Here is a 16,450-nt window from a genome sequence, read left to right on the forward strand (position 1 = left end):
CACGCCCAAGGCGGCTTGGGCGCTCTGGGGCCGACCTGACACTTCCCATGGGGATAACCCCACTGCCGAGCTTCGGGGTCCGGCACTCCGGACCCGAGCAAGCAGACGGGGCAGCGCCAACGCTGTGGGAACTCGTGAACATCCCGAAGCTGAGAGATCGGCAGCCGCTGTTCACAGTTGGCCGCTCTCGTCCAATCGAGGCGACTACTCAGCGAAGCCAGTCGTTTGGCCTTCAGTCTCGGTGAACCTGGTCGTGCGGGTGATCGCACTGGGGGTGCTGGGTGGCGGTACCGGAAGGAGTGGATCAGGAGGGGCTGTCCTTGGCGGGGGCCTCAGTCGCTATGGGCAACCGGCTCGGGATCGGCGTCGAGCGCATCAAGCACGGCGTCGCCGTTGGCCCTTGCCCACTCGGTCAGCATGTGGATCGGTTCGATCAGCGTCGCCCCGAGCGGGGTGAGTTCGTACTCGACGCGGGGCGGCACCTCGGCGTAGGCGTGGCGGCTGATGAGTCCGTGCGCCTGGAGCCGCCGAAGCGTCTGGGTGAGCATCTTGCGGGAGATGCCGCCGATCAGCTCGATCAACTCGCCATGGCGCACCGGGCCCTTGCTGAGGCCGTAGAGCACGACCACCGTCCACTTGTCGGCGATCAGCTCGACCGCCAGACGCGCCGGACAGTCGGAGAGGAAGAGATCACCGGGAACGAAACCGCTCATGGCGCCAAAGTTACCTGCGCCTATGGCACTTGCTGGTTCCTATCAGGTTCATAGCCTGGGTTTTCCCCTTCCTCAGCAGGAGAGTCATGCGAGTCATCACCCAGCACACGCTCGGCGGTCCCGAGGTGCTCACCATCGTGGACGCGCCCGAACCCCAGCCCCTTCCGACCGAGGTTCTCGTCCGCGTCAAGGCGATCGGGCTGAACCCGCTGGAGGCGCGCCTGCGCGCCGGCGAGTTCCCGCTGGTCGGTCGGCCGCCGTTCGTCCTCGGCTGGGACATCAGCGGCGTGGTCGAACAGGGGCCGCAGACATGGCGGTTCAGGCCCGGCGACGAGGTGTTCGGGATGCCGCTGTTCCCGCGGGCGGCGCACGCGTACGCCGAGGTCGTGTCGGCGCCGGCGCTGCACCTGGCACGCAAGCCGGCCTCGCTCTCGCACGTCGAGGCGTCGGCGCTGCCGATTGTCGGGCTGACGGCGTGGCAGGGCCTCGTCGACCTCGGCGGCGTGACCGAGGGCGACCGCGTCCTGGTCCACGGCGGTGGTGGCGGGGTCGGCCACGTCGCGATCCAGATCGCGAAGGCGCTCGGCGCGCACGTGATCGCGACCGCCAGCGGGCGCAAGCGGAGGTTCGTCGAGGGGTTCGGTGCCGACGAGGTGATCGACTACACGGCGGTCGACTTCACCGAGACGGTCCGCGACATCGACGTCGTGCTCGACACGCTCGGCGGCGACACCGCCGAGCGCTCCCTCGAAGTGCTCCGCCCAGGCGGTCACTTGGTGACGGCGGTCGCCATGCAGGATGCGGAGCTCGCCGCCACCTACGAGTCGGCCGGCAAGCGTTTCAGTGGCATCGCGGTCGATCCCGATCCGGTCGCCCTGCGAGGTCTCGTCGCACTCGTCGAACAGGGCAAGCTCCGGGTCCACGTGCAGGAGACGTTCCCGTTCGAGCAGGTCGCCGACGCGCACCGGCTGCTCGACCGCGGTCACCTCCAGGGCAAGCTCGTCCTCACCGTCTGATCCCGTCGTGGGGCCTCACGCGAGCGGGAGGCCCCACCGAGACGTCCCCTTACGCCCCCACGAGCCGGCTCCCGCCTTTCGCCTCAACGAACCGAGCCGGTGCACCGCAGGAAGCGGCGTGGAGCGGGCGACCGCCGCCCCGGATGAAGCCGGACGGCGCTCGGGATCCGCTTCGTACGCCGCCTCCCGCGCACCGCCGAGGACACGGCAACGCTCGGTACCGTCCTGGTTACGCTGCTCGAACGGCTATCCCTTGGCCTGTCCCCGGAAGGCGTGGGCGACGCCTGGTTCACCTCGCTCGGCATCATGACCAATCCCGCTGCTTCGCTTGGCACTAACTAACCGTGTGGTCGTTAGCTGCCCGGAGGGCTGGGCGACGCGCTGATCTGCTTGGTATAGGTCTGGGTGTACTTCGGGATCAACCCTTCGATCCGGTTGACGTAGTTCTGCGTCTCGGGGATCCGCGGGATGCCCCGGGCCTTGAGCACCGCGCCGGGGCCCGCGTTGTACGCGGCGAGCGCGAGCTTGGTGGGGTCGCCGGGGACGTCCTTGACCACCCTGAACAGGTGGCACATGTAGGCGCCCTGGGTCGGGATGGCGTCGGTCGGGTTCCACACGTCGGCCTTGCCGTCGCCGGTGTGGTCCTTGCCCCACTCCGCCCAGGTCGACGGGTGGAACTGCGCGATGCCCTGGGCTTGGCCGGAGTCCGCCTGCGGGTTCCAGCGGCTCTCCGTGTCGAGTTGTGCGGCCAGCATCGGGACGCTCAGCTCCGGGCAGGTCTTGGCGGCCGACTCAACGGTCGCCAGGTACTGCTGGGGAATGGTGGGCAGTGCCGGCGGCCTGGTCAGCCACCAGACGACGCCGAGGACGGCGGCGACTATGAGCGTGACTCCGAGGACCAGGCTCCCCAGACACCCTCGGCGCCTGGAGCGCCTGGTTCCTCCCCCTGTCGGAGAAGCGCGGTATGTCGTGGCGGGCGACGAACCTCCCCAGGAGGGACGGGCAGGCTGCTGCCCCGATCGCCACGCCCGGCCGCTGTCCGTCGCTCCGGCTTGTTGTTCTTGCACGTTGCCCAGTCCGTCCGGTCGATTCATCCGGTGCCCCGCCGATTGGGACGCATTGAGCTCCAGGGTAGTTGCAAGATCACGCAATCAAACGAGCCGCTATGGGGATCGTCACACGAGGAACCGGCGGCCGACCGCCGCGATACAGCCGCCAGCGCACCAGCCCGTCGGCTCGACGTTGCACCGCTCCCCGTCGAAACGGCGCCCTGAGGGGCAGCGCCGGGGAGCGGTTCCGTCAACACCACCAGGGAAGGCCCATGACCATACAACGTGTGACCGCGACCCTCCTCACCGCGATCTTCACGGTGGGCCCGTTCACCGCACCCGCCCAGGCCCGGACCCAGACCCATCCCACCGCGCTGCGTGCCCACGCCCAGCTCGCCGCAGGCCAGAAAGAAGGGGGCAGTGGCTCGAATGCCACCCCCACAGCTTCAGGGACTGGTGCCCGCTGCTGGGCCGCGAATGGCACGCGAAGTTCTGGCAGTACTGCGACAGCGTCTTCGGCAAGGTCGGCGACCGCCCGGATCCGGGCGCGGGTGGCCTCGGCAACCCGATCCGAGCAGTCGCGCATAGGCCGGCACCCAGCACCGATCGCGCCCGAGGATCCACTGACCGGCCCGCCGAACCGGGCTGCGGCCGTCCACGTCACGGACAGGCGTTGTCCGTGCGGGCCCTCCTCGCTCCTCGACGGTGAGGACTTCGTGCCGGCCGCGTCGACGTGGCCGTCGTGGCCGGTCAGGTCGGAGGCCGATCGGCCTGATTGTCGAGCCGGGGCAGCGAACGGTGCTTGCCCCGGGTCGCGCCCCGGGTCGCGCGTTCGTGCTTCACCAGCCGCCCCAGGCGGCGCAGTTCGGCGTGGTGGAGCGGGGCGGCACCGGCCCGCCACCGTTGATGGGGGCCGTGGGTGACCCTGAGAGGTTCGGAGTGGCGGGCGCCGTGGGTAGTGTCTCGCGGACCGGCGCAGCAGGCGGCGGGTCGGGAGATGCATTCCATGGGCGAGTACGTCGAAGCCAACGGAACCACGATCTGGACCGAGAGTCGCGGCGAAGGGCCCGCGGTGTTGCTGATCGCGGGGTTGGGCGATCCCGCAGAGGCGTGGCAGGCGCAGCTCGACGGGCTGTCGGACCGGTATCGGGTCATCGCCTTCGACAACAGAGGAGCGGGGCGGACACCGCTGCCGGACGGGCCCATGTCCGTGGCCACGATGGCCGACGACGCTGCGGAGCTGCTCCGAGGGTTCCGGGTCGACAGCGCACATGTCGCCGGGTTCTCGGGCGGTAGCGCGATTGCGCAGGAGCTGGCGCTACGTCACCCGGCAGCCGTCCGCAGCCTCGTTCTCATGGGGACCTGGGCACGGGCGGACGCCTACTTCACCGCCATGACCCGCTCCTGGCACTGGCTGGTGACGGAGGCACCCGACGAACGCGCCATGCTGGAGGCGTTCTTCTTGTGGATCTACTCGCCGCGTGCCCACGCCGACGGCACGGTGCAGCGCCTCATCGAGGAGTCGCTCGCCTTCCCGTACCCGCAGTCCGCGGCGGCCTTCCGCCGTCAACTGGAATCGTTCCAGCAGCATGACGCGCTGGATCGGCTGCCCGGCATCACCGCACCGACCCTCGTACTGGCCGGCGAACAGGACATCGCCACACCGCCACGGCTCGGGAGGCTCGTGGCCGGTGCCATCCCGGGCTCCTGCTTCGAAGTGCTGGCGGGGGAAGCCCACCAACCGCTCCAGGAGTCCTCGGACGGGTTCAACGCGCGGGTCCACGCCTTCTGGCACGAGGTCGACAGTGGGACCCCACCGCCGTGATCGTGATCGCGCCCGGCGGTTCGAGGGGGCGACTGCCTCGCCGATCCGTACAAGACCGACAACGCGGAGCTGCGCTGTCTTCCTTCGAAAGGAGTGAGGCCATGCCCGAAGACCCGGCCCACGGCGTTACCCGGCGCGGCATCCTGAAAAGCTCGGCTTCGGCGATGACCGGGGCGGCAGCGGTGTCAGCACTGCCCGTGTCGATGCGCAGGGCGCTCACGGAGCCCGAACGTGCCCTGCACTCGCTGGACCAGGTCGAGCACGTGATCTTCCTGATGCAGGAGAACCGGTCGTTCGACCACTACTTCGGCACGCTCCAGGGTGTCCGGGGCTTCGAGGACCCGGACGCCGTCACCCTGCCCACGGGGCGCTCGGTGTTCCACCAGCCGGACCCGCAGCACCCCGACGGCTATCTCCTGCCGTTCCACCACGACACCAGAACCACCAGCGCCGCGAGGGCCCACAGCACCAGCCACACCTGGCAGTCCCAGCACCTGTCCTGGAACCACGGCCGGATGGACAACTGGGTGCCCACGCACCGCGCCGCGGACGGCCCGGCCAACGGCCCCTTCACCATGGGCTATTACACGCGCGATGACCTGCCGTTCCACTACGCGCTGGCCGACGCCTTCACAGTCTGCGACAACTACTTCTGCTCCGTGCTCGGCCCGACGCACCCCAACCGCGTCATGGCGATCAGCGGCACCATCGACCCGGACGGCAAGCACGGCGGCCCGGTGGTGGACAACCACTCCACCGGATTCCGATGGACCACCTACCCCGAGCGACTACAGGCCGCCGGAATCAGCTGGCGCTACTACACCGCCAACCCGCAGGACACCGACCTCGGCTGGTTCACGGCGTTCCAGCACGCCCGGCCGGGGGATCCCCTGTACGAGAACGCCATGGTGCCCCGCTCGCCGTCCCAGGTGGCCGACATCATCCGCAACGACGAGCTGCCGTCGGTCACTTGGCTGGACTCGCAGTACCTTCCCTCGGTCTACGGCCTGCCGGAGGCATCCGAAGAGCCCCCCAACTTGCCCGCGGCTGGCGCCACGTACATGTACACCATCCTCGACGCACTGGGCTCACGCCCGGACGTGTGGGCCAAGACCGTCTTGATCATCACTTACGACGAGAACGACGGCCGCTTCGACCACGTGCCACCACCAACCGCCCCTGAGCGGACCCCCGGAGAGTGGGTCACCGTCTCCCCGCTTCCGGATAACACGTCGGGCATCGCCGGCCCCATCGGACTCGGCTTCCGCGTCCCGGCCCTGGTGATCTCGCCGTGGAGCCGCGGCGGTTGGGTGTGCAGCGAGGTCTTCGACCACACATCCATGCTGAAATTCCTGGAACGGCGGTTCGGCGTGCACGAACCCAACATCAGCACCTGGCGCCGCGAAACCGTAGGAGACATGACGTCGGCATTGCGCCTCGGCCACCCCGATCCGTCCTTCCCTGAACTGCCCGATCCAGCGCCGCTCCTCACACTCGAACAGCAGGAAGTAGCCACCCTTCCGCCACCGACCGTGCCGATCATCCAAACCGTGCCGCACCAGGAACCCGGCCCCCGACCCCACAGCCCCGAACAGACAGGCCAGTAACGAAGGCAGGCCCGCGAGCAGTTACGGGCCCCAGTTGACGAACTCGTCGCCGGCGGGACGCCGAAGCCACCGCGCGCCAGGGCACAGAGGTTGGTGCAGGCCCAGCGGGCTCTGTCGCGCAAGCAGAGGACGGTGTGACGACCAGAGCGGTTCGCTGACGGCCCCAACACTTCAGAGTGTGCGACTATTCGCGCGCCCAGAGGCGATCGTGGAGCTGTCCGATCAGCCCAGCGATGCGCTCGCTGCGCGCAGTTCGTCCAGGGCTGCCAGGACGTATCCGGCGAGTTCGTCCTCGCCGTCGCGGTCGCCCTCGGACCATTCGGCGAACCCGCGCTTGAAGGCGAGGATGCCCAGCTCGCTCGCGAGGGCCGCGGTGGGGTCGGGTAGGCCGCGGGCGACCAGGGCGGCCGTCATCGCGGCGGCGAGGCTGACGATCTTGAGGGCGTCGCGCTCTTGCAGCTCGGCGCTGGCGGCGACGGCGGCCTTCAGGCGCGGGGCGAGCTCGCGGTTCATGGGTCCCATCGCGCTCGACGCGCGCTCAAGGCCGGCGGCGACCGCCTCCAGCGGGGTGGCGCGGTCGGGGGCCTCGGCGATCCCCTCGGTCAGCAGCCGGCTCAGCGTCTCCTGTCCGGCCACCAACAGCTCGCGCTTGTCGGGGAAGTGCCGGAAGAAGGTGCTCTTGGTGACGCCGGCACGCTCGGCGATCTGCGTGACCGTCGTGGCGTCGTACCCCTGCTCGGTGAACAGGTCGCATGCGGCCACGACGAGGCGTTCGCGTGCGCCTGGTTCCCACCTACCCATGGGAGCCAGCATACGTGATGGGACTCTTGTCCCGTCACCTGGTACCGTGTGACGGGACAAGAGTCCCATCACTTGGGAGAGGATCTCCATGCGTGTCTTCGTCACCGGTGCCACCGGTCTGATCGGGTCCACCGTCGTCGCCGAACTGCTCGGCAACGGCCACACCGTCCTCGCACTCGCCCGCTCCGACGCGTCCGCGCTCGCCGCAGAGGCGGCCGGCGCCGAGCCGCTCCGGGGAGCCCTCGCCGATCTGGACGCCCTCCGGGCCGGCGTCGCTCAGGCCGACGGGGTCGTCCACCTGGCGTTCGGCAATGACTTCAGCAGCCCCGAGGCCCTCGCGAAGAACATCGCCGAGGAGAGCGCCGCCCTCGCGACCCTCGGCGAGGAACTCGTCGGCAGCGACCGCCCGTTCGTGACCGTCTCGGGTACGCCCCAGGCCCCGGGGCGCGCCTCCACCGAGGCCGACCCGGTGCCGACCGACGGACCGGTCGGCGGTCGCGGCCGCGCAGTCACAGCGGTCCTGGACCTCGCCGCGCGCGGTGTCCGAAGCACGGCCGTACGCCTGCCGCGCACGGTCCACAACCGGGGCCTGGGCGGGTTCGCCGGCCTGCTGACCGACATCGCGCGCCGAACCGGCGTGTCCGGCTACCCGGGCGACGGCACACAGCGCTGGCCGGCCGTCCACGCGCTCGACGCCGCGGTCCTCTTCCGGCTCGCCCTGGAACAGGCGGAAGCCGGCAGCGTCTGGCACGCCGTGGCCGACGAGGGAGACCGGGTGCGGGACATCGCCGCGGTCATCGGCCGACGGCTGGGCCTGCCGGTCGAGTCGGTACCGCCACAGACCTACGGCCCTCTCGGCCCGATCTTCGCGACCGACCAGCCCTCGTCCAGCACCCACACCCAGCAGACCCTCGGCTGGAAACCGAAGCACCCCGGCCTCCTGGAGGACCTGGAGAACATCCAGCCCTGACCGGCGACTTGGAGGCTCGCTCACAATGCCCGCACCCGGGACGCCGTGCCGCCCGCGGCACAGGAATGACCGGGGCATCGGGCAGCCCTGCGCAGCCATTCCAGCCGCGCGGACAGCGCGCTCCCGATCGGCTCGCACACGACCTCGTGGGCGAGTTCGTCGTACGGCGTCGACTCGGCGTTCGCGATGAGCCGTTGCGCCGGGGCGCGGCCGGAAGGCGCGCCCCGGCGGCACATACCATGACCAGTATGCGCATATCCTCCGTCGCCGCCGTCCTCCTTGGTGTTGCCGTGATCAGTGGGTGCAACTCCTCGCCAGGTCACAGCGCACACAGCGGCGGAGTGCCCTCGGCGGCAAACCCGTCGACTGACGTGTCCAGCCCTCCCGCCTCAACTACCGAGTGGGGCAAGGGAGATTACGAAAAGGCCATGAAGCGTCTGGCCCGCGCCGTCCACGACCAGGATGCCGAACTCGTCGATGACGGCTACCCGTACCTCACGGAGGGCCTCCACCGGACCTTCCGCACCCCTGGCAACCGGCCCTACCGCCTCGACATCAGCTGTGACGCACCCGGAGCGGGCGAAGAACTCACCCTTCGTCTCCAGCGCGGCGATGCGGCACAGGATTGGGCGGTGACCTGCAACGACCGGGAGGCGGACCGCTTCAACATCCCTGCTACGAGCCGCCCGTTCACTGCCGCCATCCCTACCCTCGACAGCAAGACCACCGGCATCATCCACTGGCGGCTGAACACCATCAGCAAGGAGCAGATCGAGGACTGCGCCGACGACATCAAGGGCTGCGACAACGAGTAGTGATGTGTCGGGTGGTGCCGTACGTCTGCCGAGGCGAGCGTCACGTGCCGGCGTCGGCGTGGGTCGAGTTCCACCGCAACGTCCGACGCATGCCGAGTCGGCGGCGTCACCAGTCTGCCGGCGGCTTGGTACCGGTACCCGCTACCGGCTACCGGCTACCGGCCAGGTCCCGGTGGATGACGCGGGCGGCGGCCTCCACGGTGGCCACCCCGTAGCCCATGGTGTCGCTGCCGCTGGAGAGGACGGCCATCGCGTAGTCGTTGCCGCTGTCGGTGAACGAGCCGACGCTGTGCACCCGCCAGCCCCGACCCGTACGCGGTAGCCAACCGTTCTTGACGTGGACGGTCGCCGAGGCGGGCGCCCCCGCCGGTACGCCCCACCGTTGGTCGGAGGCGACGTGCCGCATGAGGTCAAGCGCGTACTCCCGGGACTTGGGGCTGAGCACCGTGCCGTCCGTCGTCAGCAGCCGCATCAGGGTGAGTTGGTCGGCGGCGGTGATCTGGGTGAGGCCCCAGGAACCGTGGGTGCCGGGCACGGTGTCCGGCATGCCCGCCAGGTTCAGGAAGTGCTGCATCCCGGCCGGGCCGACCTGGTGCCACAGGGCATTGGTCGAGGCGTTGTCCGATTTGGTGATCATGGCGGTGGTCAGCTTGACCTCGTTCGGCGTCAGCGCACGATGTGCCTCCTCGGCCTGCCTGAGCAGCGCTCCGAGGACGGTGACCTTGACCACGCTCGCGGAGTCGAAGGGGGTGCCGGCCCGGAACTCGCAACTCGTCCCGGAGCCGCGGTCGTAGAGGGCGAGCGCCGAAGAGCCCCGGCGCCCCTTGAGCGCGTCGGCGATGTCGTGGGACAGGGTGGGGGCCAGACCCTCCTGCTTCGAGGTGCAGACCACCTCGGCGTGGCCCACCAGGGCGCTGCCGGTGGTCTTCGAGGTGGGGCTCGCCGCGCTTAGAGCCGTGACCGCCACGCCGGTGGCCATCAGTGCGGCCAGCCCGCGGAGTGCGATGGGTGATCTGTACATGAAGGCGGTGTGTCCTGTCGCGGTGTGCGTTCTCCGGCCCGGCTCCCGAGAGGGAATCGCCCGGCATTTCACCGGTACGGCTATCAAGCGACGCCCCGCACTCGGAAGCGGACACTCCGAAAGAATGCGATCCCATTGCCCGATGCGAGAAGAGAGATTGCACGCGATATTCGCTCAACAGAAAATAGGGATAGATCGGGCTACGGCCGCGGGGCAGGCAGGCGCGAACTAGCTTAATCCCGCGGCCAGTTGACCGCTCGGCCGTCATGAACGAGCTCCGCCGGTAGCGCTCCGCTGTTGGCCGAAACGCCCATTCGCACAAACGTCATAAACTAACCCAATGTCCAAAAATGCCCCACCGCTGGCCGTGCGATGCCTCCTACGCCCGTTGGCCCCGTGGTTGCATGACGCGTCATTCGTCTTCCGGCATTCAGGGGGTGCACGTGAAACGCCGACTCGCCGCCGTGGTGGCCACCACGGTCGCAGCGCTCGGGCTCAGTACAGGAGCCGCTTTCGCCTCGACGTTCGTTGCGTACGAGGGGCCGTACTTCACCGGGCGGCAGCAGGTCATCACCGCCTGCTGGGGACCGCAAAGGATCAACTTCCACGGTTCGTACAAGTGGTACGGGACGGGGCAGACCGGAGACATGTCAAACGTGTTCGGCGGCCCCACCGTCTTCGCCCTCCCCAGCAACCACAACTCGGAACAGGGCACAGGCTTCGGCTGGCAGAGCATCAGCATCATCTGCTGAACGCCCCGTTGGGCGTGGGGTCCGGGCCCGCTCCCGGACCCCACGTCAATCGCGTGCCCTGGCGCGCCGAGCCAGCGCCACGGTCTGGTGACGGCACGGATGCGCTGCTGCCAGCCTCCCTAGCCGGGTGGCGCCGGGTGGCAGCGGAGCTACGCAGCAGGTCACCTCGACGAGTACGCAGGCAGGTTCGGGATCACAGCCGAGCTCAGGGGCGCCCCGGCGAGGCAGCATCGGCCAGAGCGACCGCCGGGGCATCAACGATGCTCCCATGCGGCCGCGGCACTTGGCGCTCCGGGCTCTGACGGTTCGTGGCGTGATCTTTCCACTGCTGAGGGTCTTCGGCCATCAGTCCGAGGAGCCCTACCACCCCACATGCTCCGGCTGCTTGCCGGAGACCGACCACGCTCCGAAACCGCCGGTCGCAACCTGCGGGATTCGCTCGGGTGCCACCTTCCACCACTGCCCGCCAACTGCGTTGCGTGCGGGGCCGTTATGAGGCCGGTGGGCTGGCGAGGTGGTCACGATCTGACGGTTTGCCGTCGTGGGGGTGGGCGAGTGAGGTGGTGTAGTCGGTGTCGTCGCCTGCTACGACGCGGCTGTGTTGTCCCTGTACTGAGACGGGGATGTCGCCGGCGAGGGTGATGCGTTGCATCCGGCGGGGGTGCGGGTCGTAGTCGCGCACGGCGTAGTGCTCGGTGGAGCGGTTGTCCCAGAAGGCCACGTCTCCTTGGGTCCAGCGCCACCGTACGGCGTGTTCGGGGACGGGGATGTAGGTCCGGAGCAGTTTGAGCAGGGGCTGGGAGTCTTCGGGTGTCCAGCCGACGAAGCGGCGGATGAACTTGCTGAGCAGCAGCAGTCGTTCGCCTGTTTCGGGGTGGACGCGGACGACGGGGTGTTCGGTGATGAAGCTGCGTGCGGTGAACGTCTCACGCATCGTGCGGGCCTCCGCGCTGTCGTCGGAACTCCGTGTCGGCGCGTTGTCGGGGGTGTTGGCGTGGACAGCCCACAAGTTGTCGGCGAGGGTGCGCAGTTCCTTGGGCAGTGCGGTGTAGGCAGTGGCGGTGTTGGCCCATACGGTGTCGCCGCCGTAGGGCGGGAGGGAGACCGCGCGGAGGATGGAGCCGAGGGGCGGGCGGTGGATGAAGGTGACGTCGGCGTGCCAGAAGTCGGCGCGGAGCGGGGAGTTCTGGTAGTCGAGGTCGAGGATGGCGGGGGCGCCGTCGAGGGACGGCAGGGTGGGGTATGCGGTGGTGGGGGTGCCGAAGCGCCGGGCCAGGCGCTCTTGGGTCGGGCCGTCCAGTCCGTGTTGGCCTCGGAAGAAGACGACCTTGTGTGTGACGAGGGCGGTGCGAATCGCGGTGATGGTGTCCTGTGGCAGGTCCGAGGCGAGGTCGATGCCGCGGATCTCGGCGCCGATGTTGCCGGTGATCCTGACGATGTCCAGATCCTTGGCAGAGAGTGGGGTCATGGCGGGCTGTTCCCTCCGATGGGGTGCCGTCAGGCGGGGGTGGTTCGTGGGATGAGTCGCACGGGGAGCTCGGTGGGATAGTGGAAGGGGCCCGCTCGGAAGTGGCTGGCCGGGTGGGTGGGGCCCGCGAGTTCGAAGCGCCTGGCCAGCGCGGTCAGCAGGAACTGCAGTTCTGTGAGGGCGAGTTGAGCGCCCACGCAGGCGTGCGGTCCGCCGCCGAAGGCGTGGTGGGCTTGTGGGGAGCGGTGCGGGTTCCAGGACGGCGGTGCGCCGATGCGTGCGGGGTCGCGGTTGGCCGCGGCGAGCAGCAGCTGTACTCGGGCGCCCTTGGGGATCGCGGTGTCGCCCAGTGTGAGAGCGCGGCGGGCGAAGCGGACCGTGCTGTGCAGCGGCGGGTGGAGCCGGAGGCTTTCGGTGACGACCGCGTCGGCGGGGATCGTGCCGTTCGCCACCTCGTCCCAGGTATGCGGGTGCTGCTGCAGGCACCAGAGCAGGTTGCCGATGGCGGCGGCTGTCGTCTCCGTGCCGGCGGCCAGGAGCAGGAGGGCGGTGCGGATGGGTTCGGCCGAGCGGTCGACGGCGGAGTCGGGCGGGACGTCGGCGCACAGGCGTTGCAGCAGCGAGCCGTGCGGTACTCCGGTACGGACCGCGTGCCGGAGCCGGTCCGCGAGGATGTCCCGGGAGGCCAGTGCCGCTTGCATGCCGGTTGTCTGGTCGGCGATGTGGCCGATGACGGGCCTGAGTTGTCGCCAGATCCACGGCCATTCATGGTCCGGCAGACCCAGGATGCGGCAGATGACGCGGGTCGGCAGGGGTTGGGCGAAGGTCTTGATCACGTCGACGGGTGTGTCGGTGACGGCCCGCTCGATCAGGTCATCAATCACGGGGATGACGGCGCTCTGGGTCCAGGTGGGCATGTGGCGGGTGGTGAACCAGGAGACCTGTTGGCGGGCCGGTCGGTGTCGGGGGGCGTCCAGGTCGATCGCGGTGGGGCCGAACAGTTGGCGGGTCGCCCTGAAGGGGAAGCCGACGGCCAGGTCCGGGTGCCGCAGGCCGTGGTGGACATCGCTGTGACGGGCCGCGTAGTACGTGTGCTCGACCCGTTCGTAATGGAGCCCCGGACAAGCCAGCAAGGCGGCGTAACCCGGCCAGGGATCGGGGGATCCGAGCGGTGGGAGCGATGCCTGCGCGCAAGGCCGGGACGCGGTGGCGTGCGAGTCTGGGCCGGTCATCGTGGTCTCGTTTCCTCGGGCACCGCCGCTGCCAGGACGGGGGCGGGGTCGGCGTGGACGAAGAAGTGATCGCCCGGCGAGATCCGCAGGCTCCAGTGGCCGGCGGTGTGGTGGTGCCACTGGGCGACCTCCGGTACTGGCACCAGGCGGTCCTCGGTGGCGGCGAACGCGGTGATCGGGCACGGGAGCGGGGCACGTCGGCGGGGCACGTACGTGTCGTAGATCTCCAGGTCCGTACGGATGCGCGGCAGCCACAACCCTGCCAGCCGCGGGTTGTTCGCCAGGGACGGGGGCAGCCCTCCCAGGTGATCCAGGGCCTTGAGCAGGTCGGGTCCGGGCAGGTGGTGCAGCGGTGGTGAGCTGTGGGGCAGATGGGGCGCGGCGGCGGAGGCGACGATGAGGATGCGGGGGCCGGGGAGTCCGCGCTGGAGGAGCCAGTGCGCGGTCTCGAATGCCAGCAGCGCACCCAGACTGTGCCCGAAGAAGGCCCACGGAACGGTGTCGCCACGGTCTGCCAGGGCGGGACCGAGCGCCTCCGCAACGGCCCGCGCGCTGCGCAGCGGCGGCTCGGCGACGCGGCTGTCCCTGCCGGGCGGCTGCACTGCGGCCATCCGCACACCGGGGGGAGCCGCGGCGGCCCAGTTCAGGCAGCCGGCCGCCGAGCCGCCTGCATGCGGGAAGCACAGCAGGTGCAGCCGTGGGAGAACCGGCTCGGGTCCCAGACGGATCCAGTCCGTGCTCGGTGACATGGTCCACCTGCCCGTCACGGTGTTCTCGATGTTGACGTCCCGTCAGCGCCCCTGACGGTAGGGCCGGGCGGTGTGGAGTCGACCACGACCTCATGGATCCCTGCGAGGGTGTGGAAGGACTCCAGTTGGTAGTTCTCGACCACGATCTCCGTGCCGATGAGGCGTTCCAGGAAGACGATGAGTTCCACGACGGCGAGCGAATCCAGGATCCCCAACTCGAACAGGTTGGAGTGGGGGGTGATGGCCGCCACGTCGGCGTCGGGGCGAATGGCCGAGAGGAACGTGCGCAAGCGCGCTTCGAGTTCTGGTTGACTCAGCATGGCTCTTTCCCTGTCCCTGTCCCTGTCCCAGTCCCGGTCGGGGTATCCCGGTCGTGTGCGGTCCCGGGTTGCCCCGGGGGCTCGGGGAGCGGTTGCCTGGCTGTCGGGTGGTCACACGGCCCACGGGGGTCGGCCGCTGCGGGGTGCGTGGGAGTGCCTGGGGCGCCGCCTGGAGCCGCTGCGATCATGCGCAGTGCCGTTGCCTGTGCCGCGTGCCGGTCGAGCTTTCCCCCTGCGGTTCGTGGCAGCGCGGGCACAACCAGCACGTAGGCGGGCTGCATGTAGTGCGGCAGGCGCATGCTGCACCAGGCGCGCAACTCCTCTTCCACACAGTCCTGTTCCTCCCCGCCGGTGACCACGGCGACGAGGGCCGCCAAGCGGCTACCCAGGTCGCCCTTCACCGTGACCACGAGGGCTTCGACCACCGCAGGATGTGCGGCCAGGTGCGTCTCGACCTCCTCCACCTCCACCCGATTTCCATGGATCTTGACCTGCAGGTCCTTGCGGCCGGCGAAGGTGAACAGCCCGTCCCGCTCTCTGCGCAGCAAGTCGCCGGTGCGCAGGACGCGTTCATGGCTGTCCGGGCATCCCGGCGGCGCGACCAGCGCGCGACTGGTGGCGTCGGGGTCCAACCAGTACCCGGAGAACAACGCGGCGCTCCGCAGGAAGAGTTCACCAGTCTCGCCCACGCCGACTTCGTGACCCGCGTCGTCGAACACGAGCATCTCGGCTCCGGGGTGGGCGGGGCCGATCGGCACCTGCCGCAGATCATCCGGGAGCGGGTCGGCAAGCTCCAGGAAGGAACAGGCAATGGACTCCGACTGCCCGAAGGCGTTCACCAACTGCACCCCGGGCAGCGCCTTGCGCAACGCCCGCAACAGCTCGACGGAGTACGCCTCGCCGCCCATCAGCAGCCCCCGTAGCGAGGTGCACGCGGACAACTCCTGTGTGGCATGCCGCAACACCGGCGGCCAGATGGAGGGAACGCCGCTCACATGGCTCACGTCCATCCGCGCCAAGTACTCCACGAAACGCCGAGGGTGACGCAGCAGCATCCGCGGAACCTGAACCAGCGTCCCGCCAGCGCCCGTTGCCCAACCCAGGTCGAGCAGCGAGAAGTCGAAGTTCAGCGGGGCGAACGACGCGACGCGGTGGTGCGGCGAAGCCGGCACCTGCCGAGCCATCCCCCGGAAGAAGGCCAGCGCGGCCCGATGTGTCATCGTGATGCCCTTGGGTCGCCCAGTGGTGCCCGAGGTGAAGATCAAGTACGCGACGTCGTGCTCCGCCGCCCCGCCACGGACCCGCTCCGAAGAACCGGGGACACCACCCGAAACCGCCACACCATCGCGCAACAACCGTATGCACACCGGGATTTCGGCAACCGCCGGCTGCTCCTCGACCACGGCACGAGCGGTCGGCCGTGCCGCCGCGGCGATCGCCGCCTTGCGCGCCTGGGGAACGTCCGGAGCGACGGGCACGTAGATTGCACCGAGCAGCGAACACGCCACCAACACCACCACCGCCTGCGGGACCGGATCGCATTCGACCAACACCCTGTCGCCATGGCCGATCCCGCGCTCCGCCAGTTCCGCGGCCAGGCGCTCGGCACCGAGCGCCAACTCCTCGTACGTCAGGCACTCGTCCTCGCGCAGCACCGCCACCTGGTCGGGCCGGACCAGTCCGGCGTGCAGGAAGTACTCACCAATGGACCGCGGACCGCGGCTCACCACCTCGTGGACCAGCGACGTCGTGTCCTGCATCATGTCCCCTTAGCTCAAGCCCGATGCAACCGCAGTGAGATCTGATCCCATTGGGCCTGCGAACGCCGCACAGGCCCACCAACGTCATGAGCGGCTCCAGCACCTGCCAACCAGCGCCAATCCGACACACGCCTCCTCACGGGCAACCGATGTCGCCGGCCCCAGGCACCCCGTCGTCCGACGAGCCGCCCACCGGCCATGCCCCCAGTCCGCCAGAACCAGGACCTGAGCGAAACGATTACCACCCAGTAGGTTCGTGAACGTGTTGAAACCGCTCTCAGTCTGCGGGCGCCTCTACAGGCTGCCGCCATCGGCAGCGGACCGGACGGTTCGTCAACAGCCCGCGGCGGAG

The 16,450-nt window shown here is 69.4% G+C and carries 15 protein-coding genes; 6 read left to right on the forward strand and 9 right to left on the reverse strand.

Annotated features, from left to right (window positions below; genetic code table 11):
- Positions 1 to 332: 332 nt before the first annotated feature.
- Entirely contained in the window at positions 333 to 713 is a 381-nt protein-coding gene (locus tag PV796_RS02780) for a winged helix-turn-helix transcriptional regulator (RefSeq protein ID WP_274911193.1), read from the reverse strand.
- Between the two features lie 86 nt (positions 714 to 799).
- Here PV796_RS02780 and PV796_RS02785 point away from each other — a divergent pair, with 86 nt between their 5' ends.
- Positions 800 to 1,729 (forward strand): NADP-dependent oxidoreductase, encoded by a 930-nt coding sequence (locus tag PV796_RS02785; RefSeq protein WP_274911194.1) that lies wholly within the window; start codon positions 800 to 802, stop codon positions 1,727 to 1,729.
- A gap of 353 nt (positions 1,730 to 2,082) precedes the next feature.
- On the opposite strand, the gene PV796_RS02790 is transcribed toward PV796_RS02785, so the two are convergent.
- A complete protein-coding gene (locus PV796_RS02790) occupies positions 2,083 to 2,823 on the reverse strand; it encodes a lytic transglycosylase domain-containing protein (RefSeq protein WP_274911195.1) in 741 nt (246 codons plus the stop codon).
- 961 nt (positions 2,824 to 3,784) lie between these two features.
- Here PV796_RS02790 and PV796_RS02795 point away from each other — a divergent pair.
- Together PV796_RS02795 and PV796_RS02800 are read left to right on the forward strand one after the other, a co-directional pair.
- Positions 3,785 to 4,603: an alpha/beta fold hydrolase gene (locus PV796_RS02795; protein ID WP_274911196.1), complete on the forward strand. Its 819-nt coding sequence runs from the start codon at positions 3,785 to 3,787 to the stop codon at positions 4,601 to 4,603.
- A gap of 101 nt (positions 4,604 to 4,704) precedes the next feature.
- Positions 4,705 to 6,210, forward strand: a complete 1,506-nt coding sequence (locus PV796_RS02800) for an alkaline phosphatase family protein (protein WP_274911197.1) — start codon at positions 4,705 to 4,707, stop codon at positions 6,208 to 6,210.
- A gap of 222 nt (positions 6,211 to 6,432) precedes the next feature.
- On the opposite strand, the gene PV796_RS02805 is transcribed toward PV796_RS02800, so the two are convergent.
- Positions 6,433 to 7,011 carry a TetR/AcrR family transcriptional regulator gene (locus PV796_RS02805; protein WP_274911198.1) on the reverse strand — a complete coding sequence of 193 codons (579 nt, stop codon included), beginning with the start codon at positions 7,009 to 7,011 and terminating at the stop codon, positions 6,433 to 6,435.
- Between the two features lie 88 nt (positions 7,012 to 7,099).
- On the opposite strand from PV796_RS02805, the gene PV796_RS02810 reads away from it, so the two are divergent.
- Both PV796_RS02810 and PV796_RS02820 read left to right on the forward strand, forming a co-directional pair.
- Positions 7,100 to 7,981, forward strand: coding sequence for an SDR family oxidoreductase (locus PV796_RS02810; protein WP_274911200.1), 882 nt, complete (start codon positions 7,100 to 7,102; stop codon positions 7,979 to 7,981).
- Positions 7,982 to 8,409: 428 nt separating this feature from the next.
- A complete protein-coding gene (locus tag PV796_RS02820; RefSeq protein WP_274911202.1) occupies positions 8,410 to 8,796 on the forward strand; it encodes a hypothetical protein in 387 nt (128 codons plus the stop codon).
- 148 nt (positions 8,797 to 8,944) lie between these two features.
- On the opposite strand, the gene PV796_RS02825 is transcribed toward PV796_RS02820, so the two are convergent.
- Positions 8,945 to 9,817, reverse strand: coding sequence for a serine hydrolase (locus PV796_RS02825; protein WP_274911204.1), 873 nt, complete (start codon positions 9,815 to 9,817; stop codon positions 8,945 to 8,947).
- A gap of 443 nt (positions 9,818 to 10,260) precedes the next feature.
- Between PV796_RS02825 and PV796_RS02830 the strand changes: the two genes are divergently transcribed.
- Entirely contained in the window at positions 10,261 to 10,569 is a 309-nt protein-coding gene (locus PV796_RS02830; protein ID WP_274911205.1) for a MiAMP1 family antimicrobial peptide, read from the forward strand.
- A gap of 490 nt (positions 10,570 to 11,059) precedes the next feature.
- Here the strand turns inward: PV796_RS02830 and PV796_RS02835 are convergent, their stop codons facing one another.
- The 5 genes from PV796_RS02835 to PV796_RS02855 are packed head-to-tail and all read right to left on the reverse strand — an operon-like array spanning position 11,060 to position 16,101.
- Positions 11,060 to 12,037 carry a TauD/TfdA dioxygenase family protein gene (locus PV796_RS02835; protein ID WP_274911207.1) on the reverse strand — a complete coding sequence of 326 codons (978 nt, stop codon included), beginning with the start codon at positions 12,035 to 12,037 and terminating at the stop codon, positions 11,060 to 11,062.
- Positions 12,038 to 12,066: 29 nt separating this feature from the next.
- Entirely contained in the window at positions 12,067 to 13,269 is a 1,203-nt protein-coding gene (locus tag PV796_RS02840; protein WP_274911208.1) for a cytochrome P450, read from the reverse strand.
- The gene (locus PV796_RS02845; RefSeq protein WP_274911210.1) at positions 13,266 to 14,018 is read right to left on the reverse strand and encodes a thioesterase II family protein; all 753 of its coding nucleotides are present in this window, start codon (positions 14,016 to 14,018) and stop codon (positions 13,266 to 13,268) included. The genes PV796_RS02840 and PV796_RS02845 overlap by 4 nt, the downstream gene beginning before the upstream one ends.
- 14 nt (positions 14,019 to 14,032) lie before the next feature.
- Entirely contained in the window at positions 14,033 to 14,338 is a 306-nt protein-coding gene (locus PV796_RS02850; protein WP_274911211.1) for an acyl carrier protein, read from the reverse strand.
- Positions 14,332 to 16,101: an amino acid adenylation domain-containing protein gene (locus PV796_RS02855; RefSeq protein WP_342456881.1), complete on the reverse strand. Its 1,770-nt coding sequence runs from the start codon at positions 16,099 to 16,101 to the stop codon at positions 14,332 to 14,334. Before PV796_RS02855 ends, PV796_RS02850 begins: the two co-directional genes overlap by 7 nt.
- Between the last annotated feature and the right edge of the window lie 349 nt (positions 16,102 to 16,450).

The organism is Streptomyces sp. WZ-12 (assembly GCF_028898845.1).
Classification (GTDB): Bacteria; Actinomycetota; Actinomycetes; order Streptomycetales; family Streptomycetaceae; genus Streptomyces.